This window comes from Streptomyces sp. NPDC004658 (genome assembly GCF_040609555.1).
Classification (GTDB): domain Bacteria; phylum Actinomycetota; class Actinomycetes; order Streptomycetales; family Streptomycetaceae; genus Streptomyces.
In genome coordinates, this window is the sequence record NZ_JBEXKG010000010.1 from 37,905 (window position 1) to 62,021 (window position 24,117).

Annotated in this window: 26 protein-coding genes; 18 read left to right on the forward strand and 8 right to left on the reverse strand. The window is 72.9% G+C overall.

Annotated elements, in window-relative coordinates:
- Position 1 precedes the first annotated feature (1 nt).
- Together ABZV94_RS06500 and ABZV94_RS06505 are read left to right on the forward strand one after the other, a co-directional pair.
- Positions 2-1,270 carry a hypothetical protein gene (locus ABZV94_RS06500; protein WP_356337851.1) on the forward strand — a complete coding sequence of 423 codons (1,269 nt, stop codon included), beginning with the start codon at positions 2-4 and terminating at the stop codon, positions 1,268-1,270.
- Positions 1,271-1,345: 75 nt separating this feature from the next.
- Positions 1,346-2,515, forward strand: a complete 1,170-nt coding sequence (locus ABZV94_RS06505; protein WP_356337853.1) for a serine hydrolase domain-containing protein — start codon at positions 1,346-1,348, stop codon at positions 2,513-2,515.
- A 35-nt stretch (positions 2,516-2,550) separates the two neighbouring features.
- On the opposite strand, the gene ABZV94_RS06510 is transcribed toward ABZV94_RS06505, so the two are convergent.
- From ABZV94_RS06510 to ABZV94_RS06520, 3 genes are all read right to left on the reverse strand, one after another.
- Entirely contained in the window at positions 2,551-3,516 is a 966-nt protein-coding gene (locus ABZV94_RS06510; protein ID WP_356337856.1) for a folate-binding protein, read from the reverse strand.
- 9 nt (positions 3,517-3,525) lie between these two features.
- Entirely contained in the window at positions 3,526-3,963 is a 438-nt protein-coding gene (locus ABZV94_RS06515; RefSeq protein WP_356337858.1) for a transcriptional repressor, read from the reverse strand.
- 66 nt (positions 3,964-4,029) lie between these two features.
- A complete protein-coding gene (locus ABZV94_RS06520; RefSeq protein ID WP_356337860.1) occupies positions 4,030-4,605 on the reverse strand; it encodes an FABP family protein in 576 nt (191 codons plus the stop codon).
- Positions 4,606-4,840: 235 nt separating this feature from the next.
- Between ABZV94_RS06520 and ABZV94_RS06525 the strand changes: the two genes are divergently transcribed.
- The gene (locus ABZV94_RS06525; protein ID WP_171155039.1) at positions 4,841-5,203 is read left to right on the forward strand and encodes a DsrE family protein; all 363 of its coding nucleotides are present in this window, start codon (positions 4,841-4,843) and stop codon (positions 5,201-5,203) included.
- A gap of 201 nt (positions 5,204-5,404) precedes the next feature.
- On the opposite strand, the gene ABZV94_RS06530 is transcribed toward ABZV94_RS06525, so the two are convergent.
- A complete protein-coding gene (locus ABZV94_RS06530; RefSeq protein WP_030653595.1) occupies positions 5,405-5,665 on the reverse strand; it encodes a DUF3099 domain-containing protein in 261 nt (86 codons plus the stop codon).
- A gap of 131 nt (positions 5,666-5,796) precedes the next feature.
- On the opposite strand from ABZV94_RS06530, the gene ABZV94_RS06535 reads away from it, so the two are divergent.
- The 4 genes from ABZV94_RS06535 (at position 5,797) to ABZV94_RS06550 (ending at position 8,136) form a co-directional block, all read left to right on the forward strand.
- Positions 5,797-6,534 carry a DUF2993 domain-containing protein gene (locus tag ABZV94_RS06535; RefSeq protein ID WP_356337863.1) on the forward strand — a complete coding sequence of 246 codons (738 nt, stop codon included), beginning with the start codon at positions 5,797-5,799 and terminating at the stop codon, positions 6,532-6,534.
- Between the two features lie 219 nt (positions 6,535-6,753).
- Complete coding sequence (locus tag ABZV94_RS06540; RefSeq protein ID WP_350751515.1) at positions 6,754-6,834, forward strand: Ms5788A family Cys-rich leader peptide; 81 nt, start codon at positions 6,754-6,756, stop codon at positions 6,832-6,834.
- Positions 6,835-6,957: 123 nt separating this feature from the next.
- Entirely contained in the window at positions 6,958-7,803 is an 846-nt protein-coding gene (locus tag ABZV94_RS06545; RefSeq protein ID WP_356337865.1) for a sulfurtransferase, read from the forward strand.
- A 45-nt stretch (positions 7,804-7,848) separates the two neighbouring features.
- Entirely contained in the window at positions 7,849-8,136 is a 288-nt protein-coding gene (locus tag ABZV94_RS06550) for a DUF1416 domain-containing protein (protein WP_028421436.1), read from the forward strand.
- Positions 8,137-8,252: 116 nt separating this feature from the next.
- On the opposite strand, the gene dtd is transcribed toward ABZV94_RS06550, so the two are convergent.
- Positions 8,253-8,678, reverse strand: a complete 426-nt coding sequence (gene dtd, locus ABZV94_RS06555) for a D-aminoacyl-tRNA deacylase (protein WP_356337868.1) — start codon at positions 8,676-8,678, stop codon at positions 8,253-8,255.
- A gap of 160 nt (positions 8,679-8,838) precedes the next feature.
- Here dtd and ABZV94_RS06560 point away from each other — a divergent pair, with 160 nt between their 5' ends.
- The gene (locus ABZV94_RS06560) at positions 8,839-9,441 is read left to right on the forward strand and encodes an aerial mycelium formation protein (protein WP_103809670.1); all 603 of its coding nucleotides are present in this window, start codon (positions 8,839-8,841) and stop codon (positions 9,439-9,441) included.
- A 341-nt stretch (positions 9,442-9,782) separates the two neighbouring features.
- Entirely contained in the window at positions 9,783-10,697 is a 915-nt protein-coding gene (locus ABZV94_RS06565) for a winged helix-turn-helix domain-containing protein (RefSeq protein WP_356337870.1), read from the forward strand.
- A gap of 16 nt (positions 10,698-10,713) precedes the next feature.
- Here ABZV94_RS06565 and ABZV94_RS06570 read toward each other — a convergent pair whose 3' ends face one another.
- Complete coding sequence (locus ABZV94_RS06570; RefSeq protein ID WP_014673494.1) at positions 10,714-10,902, reverse strand: hypothetical protein; 189 nt, start codon at positions 10,900-10,902, stop codon at positions 10,714-10,716.
- Positions 10,903-11,032: 130 nt separating this feature from the next.
- Here ABZV94_RS06570 and ABZV94_RS06575 point away from each other — a divergent pair, with 130 nt between their 5' ends.
- The 6 genes from ABZV94_RS06575 (at position 11,033) to ABZV94_RS06600 (ending at position 18,424) form a co-directional block, all read left to right on the forward strand.
- Positions 11,033-11,911 carry a winged helix-turn-helix domain-containing protein gene (locus tag ABZV94_RS06575; protein WP_356337872.1) on the forward strand — a complete coding sequence of 293 codons (879 nt, stop codon included), beginning with the start codon at positions 11,033-11,035 and terminating at the stop codon, positions 11,909-11,911.
- Positions 11,911-12,660 carry an HAD-IA family hydrolase gene (locus ABZV94_RS06580; RefSeq protein WP_356337874.1) on the forward strand — a complete coding sequence of 250 codons (750 nt, stop codon included), beginning with the start codon at positions 11,911-11,913 and terminating at the stop codon, positions 12,658-12,660. The genes ABZV94_RS06575 and ABZV94_RS06580 overlap by 1 nt, the downstream gene beginning before the upstream one ends.
- Positions 12,661-12,853: 193 nt before the next feature.
- A complete protein-coding gene (locus tag ABZV94_RS06585) occupies positions 12,854-15,031 on the forward strand; it encodes an aminoglycoside phosphotransferase family protein (protein ID WP_356337875.1) in 2,178 nt (725 codons plus the stop codon).
- A 171-nt stretch (positions 15,032-15,202) separates the two neighbouring features.
- Complete coding sequence (locus tag ABZV94_RS06590) at positions 15,203-15,817, forward strand: TetR family transcriptional regulator (protein WP_356337878.1); 615 nt, start codon at positions 15,203-15,205, stop codon at positions 15,815-15,817.
- Between the two features lie 50 nt (positions 15,818-15,867).
- Positions 15,868-17,898 (forward strand): AAA family ATPase, encoded by a 2,031-nt coding sequence (locus ABZV94_RS06595; RefSeq protein WP_356337879.1) that lies wholly within the window; start codon positions 15,868-15,870, stop codon positions 17,896-17,898.
- Positions 17,899-17,950: 52 nt separating this feature from the next.
- Entirely contained in the window at positions 17,951-18,424 is a 474-nt protein-coding gene (locus ABZV94_RS06600) for an HAD domain-containing protein (RefSeq protein WP_356337881.1), read from the forward strand.
- 22 nt (positions 18,425-18,446) lie between these two features.
- Here ABZV94_RS06600 and ABZV94_RS06605 read toward each other — a convergent pair whose 3' ends face one another.
- A complete protein-coding gene (locus ABZV94_RS06605; RefSeq protein ID WP_356337883.1) occupies positions 18,447-20,816 on the reverse strand; it encodes an excinuclease ABC subunit UvrA in 2,370 nt (789 codons plus the stop codon).
- Between the two features lie 127 nt (positions 20,817-20,943).
- Between ABZV94_RS06605 and ABZV94_RS06610 the strand changes: the two genes are divergently transcribed.
- The 3 genes from ABZV94_RS06610 (at position 20,944) to ABZV94_RS06620 (ending at position 22,570) form a co-directional block, all read left to right on the forward strand.
- Positions 20,944-21,432 carry a helix-turn-helix transcriptional regulator gene (locus ABZV94_RS06610; RefSeq protein WP_356337884.1) on the forward strand — a complete coding sequence of 163 codons (489 nt, stop codon included), beginning with the start codon at positions 20,944-20,946 and terminating at the stop codon, positions 21,430-21,432.
- Between the two features lie 81 nt (positions 21,433-21,513).
- Positions 21,514-22,116, forward strand: coding sequence for a hypothetical protein (locus ABZV94_RS06615; RefSeq protein ID WP_356337886.1), 603 nt, complete (start codon positions 21,514-21,516; stop codon positions 22,114-22,116).
- A 106-nt stretch (positions 22,117-22,222) separates the two neighbouring features.
- Positions 22,223-22,570: a DUF2516 family protein gene (locus ABZV94_RS06620; RefSeq protein WP_356337888.1), complete on the forward strand. Its 348-nt coding sequence runs from the start codon at positions 22,223-22,225 to the stop codon at positions 22,568-22,570.
- A 51-nt stretch (positions 22,571-22,621) separates the two neighbouring features.
- Here ABZV94_RS06620 and ABZV94_RS06625 read toward each other — a convergent pair whose 3' ends face one another.
- A complete protein-coding gene (locus ABZV94_RS06625) occupies positions 22,622-23,923 on the reverse strand; it encodes a fused response regulator/phosphatase (protein WP_356337890.1) in 1,302 nt (433 codons plus the stop codon).
- Positions 23,924-24,117: the final 194 nt, after the last annotated feature.

A 24,117-nucleotide genomic window follows, 5' to 3' on the forward strand; every position in this document is an offset into this window, starting at 1 on the left:
GATGACCAACCAGCCGTATCAGGGCGGCCCCTACGAGGGGTACGACCCCTACCAGCAGCAGTGGCCCGCGCAGGAGCCGCACCACGGGCAGCCCGGCCACGATCCCGAACTCACCCAGCAGTGGCAGGGCCAGACCTGGGAGACGCAGACGCACGCGCCGGTGCAGGCGGCGGAGACGGCGTACCCGCCGCAGCGGGAACAGCAGCAGGGCGGGTACCAGCAGCCGTACCAGCAGCCCGGGTACCAGCCCGGGTACCAGCCGGGGTACCAGCAGGCGGGGCAGCAGCCCTCTTACCAGGAGCCGCGGTACCAGCCCCAGCAGCCCCAGCAGTACGCGGAACCGTACGCGCAGGCGCAGGGCGGGACGTACGGGGGGACGCACGCGGGCGCGGGCACGTACGCGCCGCCGCCGGACCCCGCACCCGCACCGGCCCCCGCGGCCTCGCCCGGCTCCCCGGCCGACCCGGAGGCCGAGCCGGCCTACGGGCCCGCCACCCTGGCCGGCAACGCGCGGATCACCGACGCCCAGCGGGCCCGCCTGGAGGGCCGTTCCCCGATCATCGAGCCCGGCATGCAGCCCGCGCTGCTCACCGCCGTGCTGGGCCTGCTCCTCGCCGCGGCGGCACCCGTCGCCTCGTACGCCCTGGTCGTGCCGCTGGTGGTGCTCCAGGCGGTGACGGCCGCGGGCTGGTTCCGGCTGAACGGCATGTGGCCCGCCCGGCAGGGCATCGCGCTGGCCTTCGCGGGCGCGCTGACGTCCGACGTGGCGGTCCTGGCCGCGGGCCGCGACCACGCCCTGGTGGCCATCCTCGGCCCGCTCGGCCTCTGGGTCCTGCTCTCCCTCGTCCTTCAGCTGCGCTCGCACGCCTCGCCGGACGAGCGGATGTACGGCCTGATGGCCACGGTGGCCTCCGCGGCGCTCGCCGTGCTGGCCACCGGGTACCTGGCCGCCGACGCGCACGCGGTCTCGGTCGGCGCGGCGGCGGTCGCGGTGGCGGTCCTGGCCCGCGCGCTGCCCCTGCCGACCCCGGCGTCGGTCGCGGTCGCCCTGCTGGCGGCGGCGGGCGCGGGGATCGCCGTGGGCGGCATGACCGGCTTCGGCGCGAAGGGCGCGCTGCTGGGCGCCGCCGCCGGAGCGTGCGCCCTGATCGGCCACCGCGTGGCCGGTTACGACTACCCGTCCCGCTTCGTCCACTTCACGGCCGGCGTGGCCCTGCCCCTGTCGGCGGCGGCACCGGTGGTGTGGGTCCTGGGACGCGCCCTGGGCTGAGACCGGGGACGGGCCAGGGTTCCCTCGGGGGCATCCCCGATGTCCCGGCGCGCGGGCGGGAGAAGGATCGGTCCCATGACTCCTCTCTCCCGCCGCGCCTTCACGGGCATGGGCGCCGCCGCCGCTCTGGCGCCGGCCACCGCCGGCTCCGCCGCTGCGGCGTCGGCCGCACCGGGCGCGGACCGCGCCGCCATGGACCCCGCCCCTCTCGACCCCGCCGCCTTACGTGCCGCGATCAGCGATCTGTCCCATCCGGAGGCGACCGCCTCCCAGCTGCTCGTGGAGCGGCGGGGCGGCCGTTGGTACGGCAGCGCGGGCACGGCGGACCCGGTGAGCGGCCGGCCCGCGGGGGCGGACGACCGCTTCCGCGCGGGCAGCGTGACGAAGGCCTTCGTGGCCACGGTCGTCCTGCGGCTCTGGGCGGAGGGCCGGGTGGATCTCGGCGCCCCGATCCGGCGGTGCCTTCCCGGCCTCGCCCTGCCCTCCCGCTTCGACCGCGTCGAGGTGGCGCACCTGCTCCAGCACACCAGCGGCCTGCCCGACCACCGGGGCCTGCCGGACCTCGGCACACCGGAGGCGGTCCTGCGCCACCGCTTCGACCACTGGACACCGCGGGCCCTGGTCGCCACGGTGACGCGGGACCCCCTGAAGTTCCCTCCCGGCCACGCACAGGAGTACCGGGGCGTCAACTACGTGCTCCTCGCCCTCCTCATCGAGGAACTGACGGGGCGCCCCTACGGCGAGGTGATCGCCTCCCGGGTCCTGCGGCCCCTGGGCCTGACCGGCACGCGGATACCGGGCGACGACCCCCGTCTGCGCGGCCCGCACGTCCACGGCTTCCTGCGCATGACGGACGGCGGCCTGCGCGATGCCACGGTGTACGACCAGTCCGCCGCCTGGGGCGAGGGCGAACTGGTCTCCACCGCGGACGACCTCTTCCGTTTCCAGGAGGCCCTGTTCAGCGGGGTGCTCCTGCCGGAGCGGGCACTGAGGAAGATGGTCACTCTGCCCCCGCCCACCGTGCGCATGACGGACGGCACCCGGGCCCGCTACAGCATGGGCCTGCAGGCGGCCACGGTGAACGGCACGACCTTCTGGGGGAAGACCGGGGAGACCTACGGCTACCGCACCCGCATGTTCGCCACCCGCGACCTGTCCACCCGCTTCGTGCTGTCCTACACGCCGACCGCGCTGAACGCGCGGGAGGACATGATCGAGCGGGTGGCCGGCGCGCTCACCGCCTGAGCCCCGCGGCGCCGGGGTGATCCGACGAGCGGGGCCTACGGCTCGACGACGACCTCCTGTGCCGCCGCCGTCTCTCCGGCGAGGAGTCGCGCGTCGACCGGGACGTTCCGCTTCACCAGCGCCAGCGCGACCGGCCCCAGCTCGTGGTGCCGTACCGACGTCGTCACGAAGCCGATCCTGCGGCCCTCCGGGCCCTCGTCCGCGATGCGGATCTCCGTGCCGGGGACCGGGAGATGGACATCGCTGCCGTCCAGGTGCAGGAAGACCAGCCGGCGCGGCGGCTTGCCCAGGTTCTGCACCCGGGCGACGGTCTCCTGGCCCCGGTAGCAGCCCTTCTGGAGGTGTACGGCCGTGCCGATCCAGCCCAGTTCGTGCGGGATGGTGCGGTGGTCGGTCTCGAAGCCCAGCCGGGGCCGGTGCTGCTCGACGCGCAGCGCCTCGTAGGCGAGGAGCCCCGCGGCGGGGCCGTGGGAGGCGGCGAACTCCTCCAGGCCGGCACGGGGCAGGAAGACGTCACGGCCGTACGGCGTCTCGCGTACGACGGTGCCGTCCGGGACGTCGGCGATCGAACCGGCCGGCAGGTGCACCACGGCGGTGTCGGCGGTGCGGTCGGCGACCTCCACCCGGTAGAAGAACTTCATCGACTCCAGGTACGCGATCAGCGCGTCCTGGGTGCCGGGCTCCACGTGGGCCCAGACGGTCGTGCCGTCGTCCACCAGGTACAGCGCGTGCTCGATGTGACCGTGCGCGGAGAGGATCAGGGCCTCGGTGGCCTCGCCCGCGGGGAGGTCGCTGACGTGCTGGGTGAGCAGCAGGTGCAGCCAGCTCAGCCGGTCCTCGCCGCTGACGGTGACGACACCGCGGTGCGAGAGGTCGACGAAACCGGTGCCGTCGGCGAGGGCGCGCTGTTCGCGGAACAGGTCGCCGTAGTGGGCGGCGACACCTTCGTCCACACCCTCGGCGGGGACGGCGCCGGGCAGGGACAGCAGGGGGCTCTTCATACCGCAAGCCTACGACGTGGTACTTGAACCCTTCAGGGAACAGTCCTGGCACCGGCCGAAGATCGCGAAGTGCTTCATGTCGGTCTCGAAACCGAACTGCCGGCGCAGCTTGTCCGTGAACTCCGCGGCCACGTCCAGGTCCGCCTCGATGACGTTGTCGCAGTCCCGGCACACCAGGTGCAGGTGGTGGTGGCGGTCGGCGAGGTGGTAGGTCGGGGCACCGTGCCCGAGGTGGGCGTGGCTGACCAGGCCCAGCTCCTCCAGCAGTTCCAGCGTGCGGTAGACGGTGGAAATGTTGACCCCCGACGCCGTCTTCCTCACTTCCACGAGGATGTCGTCGGGGGTCGCGTGCTCAAGGGTGTCCACGGCTTCCAGGACAAGCTGCCGCTGCGGCGTCAGCCGGTAGCCGCGCTGCCTGAGGTCGCTCTTCCAGTCGGTGCTCACCACACCGACGAGTCTAGAGCCACCGGGCGCGGGCCCACCGGAAGCGGGCGGACCGCCCGGACCGGCGGCCTACTTGAAGAAGGCGATGCCGTCGTCCGGGAGGTCGTCGGGGAGGGCCTTCGCCCAGCGCTCGACGTCCTCGGGGGTGACGACCTTCTTCAGCTGGGCGGACATGTAGGGGCGCAGCGGGACCTCGGGGGTCTGCTTCTCGCCCACCCACATCAGGTCGCTCTTGACGTAGCCGTAGAGCCGCTTGCCGCCGCTGTACGGCTGCGAGTCGGCGATGCGGGCGACGGCGTCCGTCACCAGGTCGATCTGCGGCTTCTTGTCGGCCATCTCGCCGTACCAGATCTCGATCACGCCGTCGTCGCGGGTCATCGTGACCTCGACCTTGCGGTCGGGGCGGATCCGCCAGAAGCCGGACTCCGACTCCAGGGGGCGGACCTTGTTGCCGTCCTGGTCGAGCACCCAGGTGCGGGAGTGGTACTCCAGGAAGTCCCGGCCGTCGTGGGTGAAGCTGACCTCCTGCCCGAAGTTGCACTTCTCGGCGCCGGGGAAGTCATGCACGCCCGCACCGGCCCAGTTGCCGAGCAGGAAGGCGAGCGGGACGAGGTCCTTGTGCAGGTCGGACGGGATCTCGATCATGAGCGCAAGCTTTCGTGGGTGTGGATCAGCGCTGGCCCTGGTACAGCTTCTTCACGGTCAGACCGGCGAAGGCGAGCACGCCGACGCAGACCAGGACCAGCAGGGTTTCGAAGAAGATCTCCACGGGTGCTCCTTGAGCGAGGGTGAGCGGACGACAGAGCCGCAGCCCAGCTTACGCGGCCGGGCCGGGGCGCTCTTTCCGAGGGGCGCCGCCGCCGAGGGCTACGCTTCCGGCATGGCGAAGAAGCTCGTGATCAAGGTGACGGCCGGGGCGGACGCCCCCGAGCGGTGCTCGCAGGCGTTCACGGTGGCCGCGGTGGCCGTGGCCAGCGGGGTCGAGGTCTCGCTGTGGCTGACCGGGGAGTCGTCCTGGTTCGCGCTGCCGGGCCGGGCCGCGGAGTTCGAGCTGCCGCACGCCGCGCCGCTGCCCGACCTGCTGGAGTCGGTCCTCGCCGCGGGACGCGTTACGCTGTGCACGCAGTGCGCCGCCCGCCGGGAGATCACGGAGAAGGACGTCGTCGAGGGCGTACGGATCGCGGGCGCGCAGGTCTTCGTGCAGGAGGCGCTGGCGGAGGACACACAGGCGCTCGTCTACTGAGCCGGCTGCGCCGGGCCACCCCCGCGTCCAGAGGCAGATGGGGTGCCCTGACGGGCCGGGCAGCACGCGTACGTCGTCTCCGGGCTGGTGCCCGCGCGAGGACGGCGCCCTCCCGGGACGGACGTACTCCCGCTCGGTCTCGGAGGCCGGGCGAGGCCCTCGGGGGCGGGCGGCGGGCCGATGGTCGCCCTGCCCGGCTTCCTAGCGCGGGCGTTTCTTGCCGTCCAGTTCGTCCCACCACTCGTCGGACTGGGGGTCGCCGGAGGGGTCGTCCCACCAGCGGTCCTCGGGGCCGCGCCGGTTGGCGATCATCGCGGCGACCGGCGGGATGACCATGGCGACCACGCACATGCCGACGGCCGCCGGAACCGACCAGATGCGGATGACCCCCCAGGCCAGGACGAAGAGGCCGATGCAGGTCCCCATCATGGCGAAGTAGATGTGCCGACGCCGGGCGTACATACGTCCACTGTAGGTCCGGCGAGGCCTGTCACAACTGATCCACAAATTCCCTTGGACCGGGCCCGCCGGGGTTACCGTGACGTATCCGTACCGGATTCCGTACACCGCCGCCGACCCGGGGGAACCACCACATGCGCGCCCTGCGAATACTGCTGATCATCGTCGTGATCCTGGGCGGACTCTTCGTGGTCGTGGACCGGGTCGCAGTGCACTTCGCCGAGGGCGAGGCCGCGGACAAGCTGAAGGCCACCGAGAACCTGTCCTCGACCCCGAGCGTGGACATCAAGGGCTTCCCCTTCCTCACCCAGGTCGCGGGCGGCTCGCTCGACGACGTCGAGGTCGGCATCAAGGACTACGAGGCGGCCACCGGCAAGCCCGGCCAGACCATCCGGATCGACGATCTGAAGGCCGACATGAAGGGCGTCGAGTTCTCCGGCGACTACAGCTCGGCCACCGCGACCACCGCGACCGGCACGGCGTCGATCTCCTACGCCGAGCTGCTGAAGACGGCCAAGTCCGAGCCGACCGAGGTGGCCCCCGGCGTCATGGCCCGGGTCGTGGGCCTCTCCGACGGCGGCAACGGGAAGATCAAGGTCGCGGTGGAGGGGACCGTCTCGTCCCTCGGGATCAAGCAGACGGTGTCCGTGCTCAGCTCGGTCGCCGTGGTGAACAACAAGGTCGAGGTGCACGCGGACTCCCTGCCGAAGCTGGGTGCCGCCGCGGTCGCCGAGGACCGCATCCGCGAGATCACCGACTTCCAGCAGGCCATCGACCGGCTTCCCGGCGGCATCAAGCTGGACAAGGTGGAGGCCGCGCCGAAGGGCGTGCAGATCACTGTGAAGGGTTCGGACGTCAAGCTGGCGGGGTAGGGGCACGGCGGCCGGCGGACCCGAGGAGACCTGAGGCTCGGGACCTGTCCGACTGGCGAGACGATCACGTCCGTAGCGCAGATGCGAGGACGACAGCGAGCGCCCGGAGGCCGTCGGACGGCCTCCGGGCGCCTTGCGTGTTCCGCCATTCGGACGATCCCATCTCGCCATGTGACACACCGGTGACACGCCCGCCCGGACGTCCCTACGATCGAGCCCATGAAGCGACAGGCGGATCTCACGAAGCGGCGGGCAGTGGACCTGTGCCGCGTTGCCGCCATGCTCTGTCGCCCCTTCTGAGCGGAAGCCCCGGCTCCCGCGTCTCACCCGCCCTGCTGCCAGGGCATCCGTGCGCCGCTCGGCACCGAGCGCGCCCCTCTCTACTCGCACGCCCCGCCGCGACTGCCCCGGAGGAGAAAGAGCATGAGCCGCAGCGACGTCCTGGTCGACGCCGACTGGCTCCAGGAGCACCTGGACGACCCGACCATCGCGATCGTCGAGGTGGACGAGGACACGTCCGCCTACGACAAGAACCACATCAAGAACGCGATCCGCATCGACTGGACCAAGGACCTCCAGGACCCGGTCCGCCGTGACTTCATCGACCAGGAGGGCTTCGAGAAGCTCCTGTCGGAGAAGGGCATCGCCAACGACCACACGGTGATCCTCTACGGCGGCAACAACAACTGGTTCGCGTCGTACGCCTACTGGTACTTCAAGCTGTACGGCCACGAGAACGTCAAGCTCCTCGACGGCGGCCGGAAGAAGTGGGAGCTGGACGCCCGCGAGCTGGTCGCCGGCGACGAGGTCCCCGACCGCCCGAAGACCGACTACAAGGCCAAGGCGCAGGACACCTCGATCCGCGCCTTCCGCGACGACGTCGTGGCGGCCATCGGCGCGCAGAACCTCGTCGACGTCCGCTCGCCCGACGAGTTCTCCGGCAAGCTGCTCGCCCCGGCGCACCTGCCGCAGGAGCAGTCGCAGCGCCCGGGCCACGTGCCGACCGCGAAGAACATCCCGTGGTCGAAGAACGCCAACGACGACGGCACCTTCAAGTCGGACGAGGAGCTCAAGGAGCTGTACGCCGCGGAGAACGTGGACCTCGCCAAGGACACGATCGCCTACTGCCGCATCGGTGAGCGCTCGGCCCTGACCTGGTTCGTGCTGCACGAGCTGCTCGGCGTGGAGAACGTCAAGAACTACGACGGCTCCTGGACCGAGTACGGCTCCCTCGTCGGCGTGCCGATCGAGCTCGGCGCCGGCAAGTAACCCCGACCGACCTTCAGGTCAGACCGACACCCTCTGGAGAAATGCATGTGTGGAGCGAAGGCCGGCGGCCCGGACGCCTCGACGATCAAGCCCGGTGAGACCACGATCCAGGGCCAGGTGACCCGCGACGGCGAGCCGGTGACCGGATACGTCCGACTGCTCGACTCGACCGGCGAGTTCACCGCGGAGGTGCCCACCTCCGCGACCGGCCAGTTCCGCTTCTACGCGGCCGAGGGCACGTGGACGGTACGGGCGCTGGTGCCGGGTGCGACCGCCGACCGTACGGTCGTCGCCCAGAAGGGCGGCCTGGCCGAGGTCGCCATCGCGGTCTGAGCAGCCGCTTGACGGCCTGTGACGGGCTCAGTGACGGCTGAGGGCCGCATCCCCTGGGTTGGACGCCAGTGGGGGGTGCGGCCCTTCGGCCGTGTACGGGGTCGAGGAGCCCCCTCCTAGATCTCCAGCAGCACCGTGAACGGCCCGTCGTTCGTCAGGGACACCCTCATCCGGGCCCCGAAGCGGCCCGTGGCCACCGTCGCGCCCAGGGCGCGCAGCTGGGCCACCACCTCGTCGACCAGGGGCTCGGCGACATCGCCGGGGGCCGCCGCGTTCCAGGTGGGGCGACGGCCCTTGCGGGCGTCGCCGTAGAGGGTGAACTGGCTGATCACCAGGAGCGGGGCGCCGATGTCGCTGCACGACTTCTCGTCGTGCAGCATCCGGATCGTCCACAGCTTGCGGGCCAGCTGCGCCGCCTTCTCCTTGGTGTCCTCATGGGTCACCCCGACGAGGACGCACAGCCCCTCGCCCTCGATCGCGCCCACCGTCTCGCCGTCCACGACGACGCTCGCGCCGTCCACCCTCTGCACCACCGCACGCATGCGGACCATCATGCCCGGTGTCCCGCACTAGCCCGCACGGGGTCCACTATGGATCTCTTACCGCCCATCTGGGGATGTTCGGGGGCACTCGGTCACATTGCGGCCGGTTGGGGTGGCACGATGCTTCCCACACGCCGGTCGAGGGGACGGTCACAAGCAGATGAGCACACCGAGTACCAGCGGGCGGCTGGGGACGCAGGGGACGTACCGGCCGCCCGCCCAGCGCGCCGACGGCACCACGGGCCCGGCGCTGCCCGCCGAGCCTCCCGAGCACGACCTGGCCCGGCTGAGCCTGCCCGAGCTGCGCACCCTGCGCCGCGACGCCCAGCGCGACGAGGCGGACCTCAGCTATGTGCGGCGGCTGCTCCAGGGGCGGATCGACATCCTGCGCGCGGAGCTGGGCCGGCGCGGCCGGGCGTCCGTGCCGGCGCCGGCGGACGGCTCCGTCGTCGACCGGCTCCCGGAGATCCTGAAGGACGCCCCGGCCCGGCAGCGGTCCTCGGCCCGCCATGTCACGCTCGGCACCCCGCACAACGAGGAGTACGGGCAGCTGGCCGCCGAGATGCTCGCGGAGGTCGAGCTGTCGGACCTGACGGCGCGTACGGACCTGGAACTGAGCGCCGCCATGGGGCGGTTGGTCCGCTACGAGCAGGAAGTCTCGCGGCGCCGCCAGCGGTTGCAGCGTACGGCCGACGACTGCAGCGGGGAGATCGCCCGCCGGTACCGGGTGGGCGAGGCCCAGGTGGACGATCTGCTGATGTGACCGGCAGGGCGTAGACGAGAGGGCGCCGCCTCGTTCGAGGTCGGCGCCCTGTCTGCTGTGGTTCCCTTCGGGTGCTCTTCATCCGTAGCGAGCTGTTCAGTTGTGGCTGTGCGATGTCGGTATTCAGATGTCGCTGTTCAGTTGTGGCTGTGCGCTCCGGTGGCCGTCCCCTGTCCGGGCTCCCGGCTCCCCTCCGGAGGGGAACCCGACCGGCCAACCACTGGGAAGTTCGACCATGTCCAGCAAGTTGGTTGCCAACTTCACTCTACTTATGTCCGCTGCAATGCGGCTTATAACCAGCTGTCGGGGAACTGCCGCAAGTTGGCGGGAAGTTGTAGGGTTTGTTCGTGGACCCGGAGCACGCCTCCGCCAATGGGCGGACGGAGCCCCAGCGGCACCGCTCGTCCCACCGCGAGATCGCCGACGAACTCCGCAGCCGGATCAGGTCCGGTGTGCTGCGGCCGGGCCAGCGCATGCCCACGCAGGCCAAGCTGGCCCACGAGTTCGGGGTCGAACGCGGCGCGGTGCGGGAGGCCTTGCGCATCCTCCAGTCGGAGCAGCTGCTCACCAACGTTTCCAAGGGCAGCCCGGCCACCGTGGCGGCGGTCCCGGGGCCGGCGCGCCTCCCGGCGGGCCCGGCCGCGCCGCCGCAGCCCACCATGGTGGGCCTCGCCCCGCGCATCGCCGCCGCCTTCGCCGCCCCGCACGTGCGGATCGACGCCCTCTGCCTGACCTCGGTCTCGCTCACCCTGGCGATCGGCGAGCCGCTCCGGCAGATCCACGCGGGACAGCTGAAACCGGCCAAGATCGAGGTGCGGCTGCTGCTGCCCAGCCGCGACATCGACCTGGCCTTCCCGACGCCGGTGGACGCCGACGACGGCGGTCTGCTGCACCGGCGCTGGCTGGCCCAGCGCAACGCCCAGGGCCTGGTGCTGCGGCAGAACCTGCTGGCGCTGTGCACCACGCACGGCATCGACGTCCAGGTCTCCTTCCGGGCACTGCCGTTCACCCCACCGGTGAAGCTGTACCTGCTGGGCGACTCCGAGGCGCTGTTCGCGTACTACACGCTGGGGCGCCGGGAGCGGGAGATCGAGGACGAGCACGTGGAGCTGTACGACGCCGACGGCACCCGGTCCATGCTGTTCGCCTTCGAGCGGCGGGCCGGGCAGCGGGACGCGGTGTTCGTGGAGCAGTCGCGCCTGTGGTTCGAGGCGCTGTGGGAGACGATCAGTTCGGAACTGGTGCTGACTCCCTAGACCGGCGCGGCCGGGGTCACAGTGCGGGGCCGGCCAGGAGCACCGCCAGCAGGACCGCGCCGGCGGAGCTGACGGCCGGGCTCTTGGCCTTGACGCCGACGGTGAGCAGCAGCAGGCCGACGAGGCCGGCGGCCCCGAACCGCCACTGGACGAGCTGCTCGAAGCCGACGACGAAGAGGGCCGAGAGGAGCGCGAGGACAGGCATGGACGTTCCCCCTTTCGGTCTGCCAACTTGGCCAAGTTGGCAGCCAGCTCTGATTAAGTTGTCCCCACTTGGTCGGCATCTACAAACAACTTTCCAACAACTCCCCGTAGATGGATCAGGGTTGTAGCGTTTGGTCGTGACCCAGGAGAACGTGGCAGTGAACGGCAGCGGACGGCTCACGCCCCGGCAGATCGCCGACACCCTGCGCGCGCGCATCCGCGCGGGCGTCCTGCGCGTCGGCGAGCGGCTGCCCACCCAGGCCGAGCTGGCCGAGGAGTTCGGCGTCGAGCGGGGTGCCGTACGCCAGGCCCTGCGCGCGCTCCAGGAGGACGGCCTGCTCAGCAACGTCAGCAAGGGCAGCCCGCCCCGGGTCGCCGGACCGGCCCCCGCGCGCGAGGAGCCGCAGCCCACCATGGTGGCCCTCGCGCCCCGGCTGACCTCGGCCTTCGCCGTGCCGCACGTGCGCATCGACGCCGTCTGCCTGACCGCGCAGAGCCTGATCCCCGCCCTCGGCGAGCCGCTGCGCCTGATCCACGACGGCCGGCTGCGGCCGGAGCGGATCGACGTCCGCATCCTGCTGCCGTCCCGGGACATCAACCTCGCCTTCCCGGTCTCGGTCGACGCCGGCAGCGACGACGACGCCGTCCACCAGCGGTGGCTGGCCATGCGCAACGCCCAGGGGCAGGTGCTCCAGTACAACCTCCAGGCCCTGCGCGGCACCCACGACATCGACGTCCACGTCACCTTCCGGGCGCTGCCGTTCACCCCTCCCGCGAAGTTGTACCTGCTCAACGGAGCGGAGGCGCTGTACGCCTACTACATGGTCACGCGCCGCGCGGAGCCCACCGAGAGCGGGACGCTGGAGATGTACGACACCCTCGGCTCCGAATCCCTGCTCTTCTCCTTCGAGAAGCGGGCCGGTCAGCGGGACGCGGCGTTCGTGGAGCAGTCGCAGAAGTGGTTCGACGCCCTCTGGGAAACCATCACGACGGACCTGACACTCTCCTAGTGACCTCTGATGCGACTTCTGATGCGCCTATTGATGCGAGCGAGAACGAGAAGCTTCGGGAACTGATCACATCCGCCCGGTTCGTGCTGTGGGACTTCGACGGACCGATCTGCCGGCTCTTCGCCCGGCACCGGGCCGAGCGGGTGGCCGCCGACCTGGTGCACTGGCTGGAGGGGCAGGGCCTGCGCGGGCTGCTCACCGAGACCGAACGGGAGACGCTGGACCCGCAGGTCGTCCTGCGGGCCGTGGGCCGCCGGCGGCCCGGCAGCGACCTCGTCGCCGGACTGGAGGAGCGGCTCACCCAGGAGGAGGTGCGGGCGGCGGCCTCCGCGCTGCCGACCGCCTACGCCGACCCCCTGATCCGCACCTGGACGGCCGTCGGCGCCCGTCTCGCCGTCACCACCAACAACTCGCCCCGCGCCGCCCGCGCCTACCTCGACTCGCGGGGCACCGCCGGCTGCTTCGCCCCCCACCTCTACGGCCGTACCGAGGACCTGCACCACCTCAAGCCGCACCCGCACTGCCTCAACCGCGCCCTGAACGCGATGGGCGCCGCCCCCGCCGCCGCCCTGATGATCGGCGACTCCCTGGCGGACCTGGAGGCGGCCCGCGAGGCCGGGGTGCCCTTCCTGGGCTACGCGCGCAGCGAGGGCAAGGAGAAGCGCCTGCGCGCGGCGGGCGCCGGACTCGTCGTACGGTCGCTGGAGCCGCTGCTGATGATGCTCCGGAGGGGGCGCCGGGTCGGCTAGCATTCGGCTCGTCCGAGTCACCGCTCGGACGCACGCGCCTCACTGCGACGCGTGCGTGCCTCCGTGCGTAGGGAGCGGCGACGAGCCGGTCCCCGGGCGCCCGCCCGGCGCAGACGAGTGGCGGACCACCCGCGCGGCTGCTCGACTGGCCTTCCGACCCTTCCCTTTCGCACGACCGACCCCGGAGCGGCCAGTGGGCGCACCGCCTGTTCCCCGTGCCGCCCGGACGGATGCCGTCGTCCGGGAGTTCGTGGCCCGCGCCGTCGCCGCGGGCGGGGCGAGCGGCGGCTTCCACCACCACAACCACGTCGTCGAGCTGACCGAGCCGCTGGCCGGGCTGCTGGGCCGGGAGCCGGGCACCCTGGTGACCGTGCGGGTGCCGCGCCCCGACGCGGTGCCGGTGGTGATCCGGACCTGGCCCGGCGAGCCGGACATCCTGCGGGCGGTGCACCGGGTGCTGCCCCGGGTGCCGGAGTGCCTGGCCGACGGACCCGGGTACGCCGTCCACAGCTTTGTGGAAGGAGCCGTCCTCGCCGACGTGTGCGGGCCCGGCAAACCGGTCGACGGACCGCTGCTGAAGGATCTGGCGGAACTGCTCGCCGCCATCGTCCAGGTGCGCGGCGGCGCCCTGCCGCCCCTCCCGGCCCACTGGCCGCGCAACCACACCGACTCCCAGGGCTTCCTGCGCACCCTGGCCCACCTCGCCGACCAGCAGATCCGCCGGCCCAACCGGCACCGGTACGGCGGCCTGTTCACGGCCCTCGGCGTGCCCGAGGACGCCCTGGCCCGGTTCGCCGACCGGGTCCCGGCGATGACCCGGCGGCCGTACGGGCTGCTCCACGGCGACCTGCACCGCGGCAACCTGGTCCTGCCGTCCGGCGGTACCGGGTTCCCGGTCCACTGCGTGGACTGGGAACTGGCCGGGTACGGCGACCCGTTGCACGATCTCGCCGTCCACCTGGTGCGCATGCGCTACCCCGAGCACCAGCGGCGCGAGGTCGTCGACGCCTGGGGCGAGGCCGTGCACCGGGTACGGCCCGCCGCCACCGCCGGCCTGGACCGGGACCTGCGGCACTACCTCGCCTTCGAGCACGGCCAGTCCCTCTACGCCGATGTGATCCGGGCCGCGCGCTCGCTGGAGGAGTCCTTCGGCGCGGAGCGCCTGGCGCGGGCGACGGAGACCGTCCACGACGCCCTGCACGCCGCCGCCGGGCCGCTGCGGCTGGGCCGGGTGCCCGAGGCGGACGAGGTCGAGCGGATCCTGTTCCGGCGGGGGGCGTCGGGCAGCCGGCGCCGGCGGGCCATCGGCTGGACCGCGGACCGGCGCGTCCCCGAACACCCCGACTTCCCGCGCGCGGCGGTCGCCGACGCACTGGTCCTGGAGGGCGCCGCCCCGGCCGGCCGGGTGTTCAAGGGGGCCGCGCACCTGAACACGGTGCTGCGGGTGCCCGGCACGCCGTTCCCGGTCGTCGTCCGCCGCGAGGCGACCGTCGTCCTGCGCCGCGAGACCGGCTTCCTCAGCGAGCACGCCGTGCTCCGGGCCATCGAGCGGTCCGGGGTGCCGGTGGCCGCGCCCCGGGTGCTGGCGCTGGGCGAGAGCCACGCGACCGACCCCGCCGTGGGCTACCGGGGCGACCGCTTCGCCGTCCACACCTACGAGGGCGCCGCCGACCTCGGCCGCCGCCCCGAGCACCCGGTGCACGGACTGCGCCCGCACGAGGCCGACTGCCTGGTCGACCAGCTGGCCGCGCTGACGGAGGTCGACCACGCCGAGCTCGACCCGGTCGGCGGGCCGCCCGGCTTCTACGACTGGCTCAGCGACCAGCTGGTGGCGCTGGTCGCCGGCCTGCCGAAGGAGTCCCAGCGGCTGGCCCGCTTCCTCGGCCTGCCCGCCGCCCCCCGGCTGCGCGAGATCCTGGCCCGGCACCGGGTCACGCACCGCGACTCCGCCCTGCTGCACGGCGACCTCAACCCCTGGAACCTGGTGCGCCGCGACGACGGCCCGCCGCTCACCCTCATCGACTGGGAGATGGCGCTGGTCGGGGACCCGCTGTACGACCTGGTCCGGCACATGCACCTCACCCCGACCCGTCCGGAGATCCGCGACCGCCTCTTCCGCCGCTGGGAGACCCGGCTGGCGCCGCGCTTCACCCGGGACTGGCAGCGGGACTGGCGGGTGTACCGCTGGATCGAGCTCGTCCGCTCGGCCTACGTCGACCTGGACCGCCTGGTCACGGGGTCCGCCCTCGACGCCCCCAACGTGCGCCGGGCGGTGGAGTCGTACGCCATGACCCTGGCCGCGGCCACGGCCTCCCTGGGCCTGTCGGCGCGGCGGCACGGCAGCCCGCACCCGGCCTGGCCGCCCGCGTAGCGCGGGGCCGCGCGGGCTTCCCCTCACGGGTGAGTCGGGGCTGCGCGGGCTTCAGGCGGTCGAGCCGGTCCGCTCGGTCCACGTCGGCCTGGACCGTCCGGTCACGGGGGTCCGCTCTGGATGCCCCCGGCCTGGCCGTCCGCGGAGCGCCGGGCTGCGTAGGCTCCCCCCATGGGTGAGATGGGGCTGCGCGAGCGCAAGAAGCAGCGGATGTACCAGGACGTGTCGGACATCGCCGTACGGCTGTTCCTGGAGCGGGGCTTCGACGCGGTGCCCGTGGCGGAGATCGCCGCCGCGGCCGGGATCTCCAAGCCGACCCTCTTCCGGTACTTCCCGGCCAAGGAGGACCTGGTCCTGCACCGGATCGCGGACCACGAGACGGAGGCCGCGCGGGTGGTCGCCGGGGCGGATGACCCGGTGGACGCGCTGCGCCGGCACTTCCTCGCCGGCCTGGAGCGGCGCGACCCGGTCACCGGGCTCAACGACCACCCCGATGTGCTCGCCTTCCACCGTCTGCTCTATGGCACGCCGTCCCTGGTGGCGCGGGCGTACGCCCACCAGGAGCGGTCGGAGGCGGCGCTCGCCGAGGCGCTCGGGGGCGATCTGGAGGCGCGGCTGGCCGCCGGGCAGATCGTCGCGGTCCAGCGGGTCCTCGCCCTGGAGAACTGGCGGCGGATCGCGGCGGGGGAGCCGGTGGCGCAGGTGGCGCCGGACGCGGTGGCGGCGGCGGAGCGGGCGTTCCGGCGGCTGGCGGAGGGCCTGCCGGAGCTCCGGCGAGATGCGTGAGACTCGGTTAAAAACTTAACTCGGTTACATTTCTGTCGTAGGCTGGCGCCATGACGTCACCCGACTCCGCCCTCAAGGAGACCCTGCACACCGAGCGCGCCTACCACGACACCTGCCGTACGGCCCTCGCCGCGATGGTCGAGGGCGCCGCCGAACAGGTCGTCATCGGAGAGGACGTCTCCGCCTCCGGCGCCGACGCCGAAGTCCTCGGCTACCGGCTGCGCAGCCAGGCCAAGGCCCTGCGCGAACTCCCGCCGGGCCCGCTGTTCTTCGGCCGGCTCGACTTCGCCGACAGCGACCCCGGGCACGGCGGGCAGAGCTACCACATCGGCCGCGTCCGCATCACCGAGGACCCGGCCGCGCCCCCGCTCGTCGTCGACTGGCGGGCCCCCGTCTCCCGCGCCTTCTACCAGGCCGGCGCCCACGACCCGCAGGGCGTGGCGGTCCGGCGCCGGTTCGGCTGGGCGGCCGGCAGCCGCGGCGACTCCGCCGACCTCACCGGCCTGGAGGACGAGCACCTGGGCCGGGGCGAGTCCCGGCCCAGCGACATCGTCGCCCGCGAGATCGAGCGGCCCCGCGTCGGGCCCATGCGGGACATCGCCGCGACCATCCAGCCCGAGCAGGACGACCTCGTCCGCGCCGCCCTCACCGACTCCGTGTGCGTGCAGGGCGCCCCCGGCACCGGCAAGAGCGCCGTCGGCCTGCACCGCGCCGCCTACCTGCTCTACACCCACCCCAAGCGGCTCCAGCGCTCCGGACTGCTGATCCTCGGCCCCAACCGCACCTTCCTCACCTACATCGCCGAGGTGCTGCCCGCCCTCGGCGAGACGGGCGTGCGCCAGTCGACCCTGCTGGACGAGATCGCCCGTCACCCGGTCACCGGCGCCGACCCGCTGAGGACCGCCGCGCTCAAGCACGACCCGCGCATGGCGGAAGTGCTGCGCCGGGCGCTGTACGCGCGCGTGACCGCCGACGGCGCCGCCGACCTCGTCGTACCCGACGGCTCCTACCGCTGGCGGATCCCCGCCGGAGAACTCGCCGGCCTGGTCGCTCAGGTGCGCGCCGAGGAACCGCCGTACGCCGTCGGACGGGAACGGGTGCGCACCCGGGTGGTACGACGGCTGCGCGACCTGGCCGAACGGCGCTCCGGCGTGCTGCCCGCCTCCTGGGTGCGCCGCGTCGAGCGCTGCCGGCCGCTGACCGAGCAGCTCGACGCCGTGTGGCCGAAGGTGCGGCCCGAGGAACTCCTCGCCGAACTCCTCACCGGCGGCGAGGCGTTGGCCCGCGCCGCCGACGGCCTGCTGGACCCGGACGAGCAGGCGGCACTGCTCTGGCCCCGCCCGCCGCGCTCGTACAAGTCGGCCCGCTGGTCGGCCGCCGACCTGGTCCTGCTGGACGAACTCGCCGGGCTCGTCGAACACCCCGAGGGCTACGGCCACCTCGTCGTGGACGAGGCGCAGGACCTGTCGCCGATGGAGTGCCGGGCCATCGCCCGCCGGGCCGTGTTCGGCTCCCTGACCGTCCTCGGCGACCTCGCTCAGGGCACCACCCCGTGGGCGGCCCGCGACTGGTCCGTCCAACTGCGCCACCTGGGACGGCCGGACGCGGCCGTCGTGCCGCTGACCACCGGGTTCCGGGTGCCGGCGGCCATCCTCGAACCGGCCAACCGGCTGCTCGCCCGCCTCGACGTCGCCGTACCCGCCGCCACCTCCCTGCGCACGGACGGGGAGCTGACCCTGCGGCCCACCGAGGACCTGCTCGGCACCACCGTGACCGCCGTGCGCGACGCCCTCACCCGGGAGGGCTCGGTCGGTGTGGTCGCGGCCGACGCGGACACCGGACGGGTGCGGGCGGCGCTCGGCCGGGCCGGGCTCGACCCGGCCGGCCCCGACACGCTCGGCGCCCGGCTGGCCGTCGTCCCCGCGAGCGTGGTCAAGGGCCTGGAGTACGACCACGTCATCGCCGTCGAGCCGGCGGCCGTCGCCGAGGCGGAGGAGCGCGGCCTGCACCGGCTGTACGTGGTGCTGACCCGGGCGGTGTCCCGGCTGGACGTCGTCCACAGCCGACCGCTGCCGTTCTGACCAGGGGCGGGGACCTGGACGACCGGTGTCCGGGCGGCGAACCTGGAGGGTGATGCTGCTCTTCCTCGACGTGGACGGTCCGCTCATCCCGTTCGGTGCGGCGGACCACGCCTACCCGCTGTACGACGGCCCGCCGGTGCCCGCCGGCCACCCGCTGCTGCCCCGCGCCGACCCCGCGCTGGGCGCCCGGCTGTCGGCACTGGGCTGCGCGCTGGTGTGGGCCACGACGTGGACGGACGACGCCAACGACTGCCTCGCGCCGTGGCTGGGTCTGCCGCCGCTGCCGGTCGTGCGGTGGCCGGACACGGACGAGCGGCCGGGCCCGCTGCACTGGAAGACCCGGCCCCTGGTCCGCTGGGCGGCGGGCCGGCCCTTCGTCTGGGTGGACGACGAGATCACCGAGGCCGACCGCGCCTGGATCGCCGCCCACCACCCGGCCCCGGCCCTCCCGCACCGCGTCGACCACCGGTACGGCCTGACGGAGGCCGACTTCGCGGTGCTGGAGAAGTGGCTGGAAGCACGGTGAAGGGGGCGCGGGGCCGCGCGCGTCACGCGCCGACGTACTCCGCCAGGTGCTCGCCGGTGACGGTGGAGCGGGCCGCGACCAGGTCCGCGGGGGTGCCCTCGAAGACGACGCGGCCGCCGTCGTGGCCGGCGCCGGGGCCGAGGTCGATGATCCAGTCGGCGTGCGCCATGACCGCCTGGTGGTGCTCGACGACGATCACCGACTTGCCGGCGTCGACCAGCCGGTCGAGCAGGCCGAGCAGCTGCTCCACGTCGGCGAGGTGGAGACCGGTGGTCGGCTCGTCCAGGACGTAGACCCCGCCCTTCTCCGCCATGTGCGTGGCCAGCTTCAGCCGCTGCCGCTCGCCGCCGGAGAGGGTGGTGAGCGGCTGGCCGAGGGTGAGGTAGCCGAGGCCCACGTCGGCCATGTTCCGCAGGATGCGGTGGGCGGCCGGGGTCCGGGCCTCCCCGCCGCCGAAGAACTCCTCCGCCTCGGTCACCGGCATCGCCAGCACCTCGCTGATGTCCCGCCCGCCCAGGCGGTACTCCAGCACCGAGGCGTCGAACCGCTTGCCCTCGCACTCCTCGCAGGTGGTGGCCACCCCGGCCATCATCGCCAGGTCGGTGTAGACGACCCCGGCGCCGTTGCAGGAGGGGCAGGCGCCCTCGGAGTTCGCGCTGAACAGCGCCGGCTTCACCCCGTTGGCCTTGGCGAACGCCTTGCGGACGGGCTCCAGCAGACCGGTGTACGTCGCCGGGTTGCTCCGCCGCGAACCGCGGATCGGCGCCTGGTCCACCGACACCACACCCGCGCGGGCCGGGATCGACCCGTGCACCAGCGAACTCTTGCCGGAGCCGGCGACCCCGGTGACGACGACGAGCACGCCGAGCGGGATGTCGACGTCCACGTTCCGCAGGTTGTGGGTCGTGGCGCCGCGGATCTCCAGGGCCCCGGTCGGCTTCCGCAGCGTCTTCTTCAGCGCCGCCCGGTCGTCCAGGTGCCGCCCGGTGAGCGTGCCGCTCGCCCGCAGCCCGGCGACGGTGCCCTCGAAGCAGACGGCGCCGCCCGCCGTGCCGGCGCCGGGGCCGAGGTCCACCACGTGGTCGGCGATCGCGATGACCTCCGGCTTGTGCTCCACCACGAGCACCGTGTTGCCCTTGTCGCGCAGCCGCAGCAGCAGGTCGTTCATCCGCCGGATGTCATGCGGGTGCAGGCCGGCGGTCGGCTCGTCGAAGACGTACGTGACGTCGGTCAGCGAGGAGCCGAGATGGCGGATCATCTTCGTCCGCTGGGCCTCGCCGCCGGAGAGCGTGCCCGCGGGCCGGTCCAGGGAGAGGTAGCCGAGCCCGATCTCCACGAACGAGTCCAGCGTCCCGCCCAGCGCGGTGAGCAGCGGTGCCACGGACGGCTCGTCCAGCGCGCGCACCCACGCGGCCAGGTCGCTGATCTGCATCGCGCAGGCGTCGGCGATGCTGATCCCCTTGATCTTCGAGGACCGGGCCGCCTCGCTGAGCCGGGTGCCGCCGCAGTCGGGGCAGGTCGTGAAGGTGACCGCCCGGTCCACGAACTCCCGGATGTGCGGCTGCATCGCCTCCCGGTCCTTGGCGAGCATCGACTTCCGGATGCGCGGCACGAGACCCTCGTAGGTCATGTTGATGCCCGCGATCTTCATCCGGGTCGGCTCGCGGTACAGGAAGTCGTCCAGCTGCCGCCGGGTGAACGTGCGGATCGGCTTGTCCGGGTCGTACAGGCCCGACTCGGTGTAGAGGCGGTGGTTCCAGCCGCCGGGCTTGTAGCCGGGGATGGTGAGCGCGCCCTCGCTGAGCGACTTGTCCTCGTCGTAGAGCTGGGACAGGTCGATGTCCGTGACCGTGCCCCGGCCCTCGCAGCGCGGGCACATGCCGCCGGTGATGCTGAACGCGCGGCGCTCCTTCACCGTCTTCCCGCCGCGCTCCACGGTGACCGCGCCCGCCCCGCTGATCGAGGCGACGTTGAAGGAGAACGCCTTCGGGGAGCCGATGTGCGGGGTGCCGAGCCGGCTGAAGAGGATGCGCAGCATCGCGTGGGCGTCGGTCGCGGTGCCGACCGTGGAGCGCGGGTCGGCGCCCATCCGCTGCTGGTCGACGATGATCGCGGTGGTCAGACCGTCGAGGACGTCGACGTCGGGCCGCGCCAGCGTGGGCATGAAGCCCTGGACGAACGCGCTGTACGTCTCGTTGATCAGCCGCTGCGACTCGGCGGCGATGGTGTCGAACACCAGCGAGCTCTTGCCCGAGCCGGAGACCCCGGTGAACACCGTGAGCCGGCGCTTGGGGATCTCGACGCTGACGTCCTTGAGGTTGTTCTCGCGTGCCCCGTGCACACGGATCAGGTCATGACTGTCGGCGGCATGCTGTGCGGTGGCGTCGTCCATGCGGGCCACCGTAGCGGCGGCCCGGCGGGGGGCGCTTCTCCATTCCTGACGCCCTTCCCGGTGACACGACACACTCTTGCAAGCGGGATGCTTGCAATTGTTAGCGATGGTGGGGCAAGGTGGAGGCATGGCATCGCTGAACGTCGGCAACCTCGGTGAGTACCTGCGCGAACAGCGGCGGAACGCCCAGCTGTCGCTGCGGCAGCTCGCCGACGCCGCCGGGGTGTCCAACCCGTACCTGAGCCAGATCGAGCGCGGGCTGCGCAAGCCCAGCGCGGAGGTGCTCCAGCAGGTCGCCAAGGCCCTGCGCATCTCCGCCGAGACGCTGTACGTCCGCGCCGGCATCCTCGACGCGGAACGGGACCGGGACGAGGTCGAGACGCGCGCCGTCATCCTCGCCGACCCCACGCTCAACGAGCGGCAGAAGCAGGTGCTGCTCCAGATCTACGAGTCCTTCCGCAAGGAGAACGGCTTCGGGATCGGCGAGCGCGCCGAGGAGGACGGCCCCGGGGACGGACCCGTGGACCAGGGGACCGGCGGCGCAGGCCGTACGGCCGGCGGAGGCGATGCCGCCGGAAGTGACACGGACGCCGGCCCGCGGCGGACGGCCGGCTGACGCCGGACCAGGGCTCCGGACGCCCGCCGCGGACCACACCAACCCAGCCGAACGCGAATCCGATCCGGGAGGACCCTCACCATGGCCATCACCGACGACCTGCGCAAGACCCTCAGCAACCCGACCCCGCTCTACTTCGCCGCCGGCACCGCCGACCTGGCGCTTCAGCAGGCCAAGAAGGTGCCGGCCCTGGTCGAGCAGCTGCGTGCCGAGGCCCCGGCGCGCATCGAGGCCGTGCGCAACACCGACCCGAAGGCCGTGCAGGAGAAGGCCACCGCCCGCGCCAAGGAGGCGCAGGAGACCCTCCAGGCCAAGGTCAACGAGTTCATCGGGACCATCGACGTCGACCTCAAGAAGCTCGGCGAGACCGCCCAGGACCTCGCCCTGCGCAGCGTCGGCGTCGCCGCCGAGTACGCCGTCAAGGCCCGCGAGACCTACGAGCGGGTCGCCGAACACGGCGAGCAGGCCGTGAAGACCTGGCGCGGCGAGGCCGCCGAGGAGATCGAGGACCTGGCGATCGCGGTGGAGGGCAAGGCCGAGCCGGTCGAGGTCAAGGACGACCAGCCGAAGCCGGCCGCAGCGAAGGCCGACCCGGTCGCGGACGGCAAGCCCGCGGCCAGGAAGGCGCCGGCCCCCCGCAAGACCGCACCCACGGCGAAGAAGACCACGCCGCCGGCCAAGTGACCACGGCCGACGACGGGTCCGGGCCGGGCACCTTTGGGGTGTCCGGCCCGTTCTATGGGTACGGTGGCGGCGTAGCAGGATCGGGAATCAACGGGCGGTGGGCAGCATGCTGATGTTGGGCTTCGCGGGTTTCATGGGCATCTTGAAGATCGTTCTGATGGCCCTGGCCGCGTTCGGGCTGTTCGACGCCGCGTTCCGGCGCGAGGACGCCTTCCGTGCCGCCGACAAGCAGAACAAGGTCTTCTGGCTGATCATCCTCGGCATCGCCCTCGTCGTCAGCTACCTGTTCTCGCTCCTGTCCATCCTCCCCATCGCCGGCGCCGTCGCGAGCATCGTCTACATCGTCGACGTCCGCCCCGCCCTCCAGCAGGTGGGCGGCGGCCGGGGCTGGGGCCGCCGCCGGGGCGGAAGCAGCAGCGACGGCCCGTACGGCCCGTACAACGGCGGTCGCTGACGGATCCCGCCCTACCGGCTTCGACCGGGGCTCACCGGCCCGGACCGCGGCTCACCGGCTCCGGTCCAGCAGAACGACCGCCACGTCGTCCGTGAGCTCGCCCCCGTTCAGCTCCCGCACCTCGTGCACCGCGGCCCGCAGCAGCTCCTCCCCGCGCAGCCCCTCGGAGAGCTGCCGGCGGATCATCTCCAGCATGCCCTCCTGACCGAGCCGCTCCCCGCCCTCACCGACCCGGCCCTCGATCAGCCCGTCGGTGTAGAGCATCAGGCTCCACTCGGCACCCAGCTCGACCTGCATCCGCGGCCAGCGTGCGCCCGGCAGCAGCCCCAGGGCGGGGCCGTTGTTGTCGTAGGGGAGCAGCCGGGCCGGGCGGCCGGGGCGGGCGATCAGCGGGGCCGGATGGCCGGCCAGGCACAGCCCGGCCCGGCGGCCGTCGGGCGCGATGTCCACGGTGCACAGCGTCGCGAAGATCTCGTCGTCCGCGCGCTCGTGCTCCAGCACCTGCTGGAGGGTGTTCAGCAGCTCGTCCCCGCACAGCCCCGCCAGGGTCAGCGCCCGCCAGGCGATGCGCAGCTCCACGCCGAGCGCGGCCTCGTCCGGGCCGTGCCCGCAGACGTCGCCGATCATGGCGTGCACGGTGCCGTCGGGGGTGCGGACGGCGTCGTAGAAGTCGCCGCCGAGCAGCGCCCGGGAGCGGCCGGGGCGGTAGCGGGCGGCGAAGCGCAGCGAGGAGCCCTCCAGCAGCGGCGTGGGCAGCAGCCCGCGCTCCAGCCGGCGGTTCTCCTGCGCGCGCATCTTGCCCTCGGCGAGCCGGCGCTCGGCCGTGTCGGACCGCTTGCGCTCCACCGCGTAGCGGATGGCGCGGCTGAGCAGCCGGCCGTCCAGCTCGTCCCGGAAGAGGTAGTCCTGGGCGCCCACGCGCACGGCCTCGGCGCCGCGCTCGGCGTCGCCGGAGGCGGTCAGCGCGAGCACGGCGTGCCGGGGCGCGAGCTGGAGGACGTGCCGGAGCACGGCCAGCTCGTCGTCGGTGTCGCTGCCGCCCGGCGCCGGGAGCGCCAGGTCGAGCAGGATGCAGTGGACGTCGTCGGTGAGCAGCCGCTCGGCCTCGGTGAGGTTGCGGGCGGTGCGGACGCGGATCGGCTTGCCGGCCGAGTCCAGCAGGTCGGGCACGATCGGCGAGCCGGCCGGATCGTCCTCGATCAGCAGCAGGGTGAGAGTGGCGCCGGTGCCGTTCACGGCCGTGGCGTCGCGGTGGGCCTCTTCCTTGAGGGGGCCGCCGACTGCGCGGGCGGCCTGCGCCTGACCACTCTCCACGGCCGGGATCGCTCTCTGCCGCGGTACGGGTACGGGCATTGTCCTGGGTTCCTTCCCTCCCCCCGAGGGCACGGCGGCGTCGAGGGGTCTCGACCCACCGACCGGGACCATAGCGGCTGGGACCGCCCCGATGGAATGGTGTGAGCCGCGTCGCTCCGGTGCCCGCCACCGTCATATGCCGCGTTCCGTACCGCAGTTGGACACGCCGACGGCCCGGACGGGATGACGAAGCT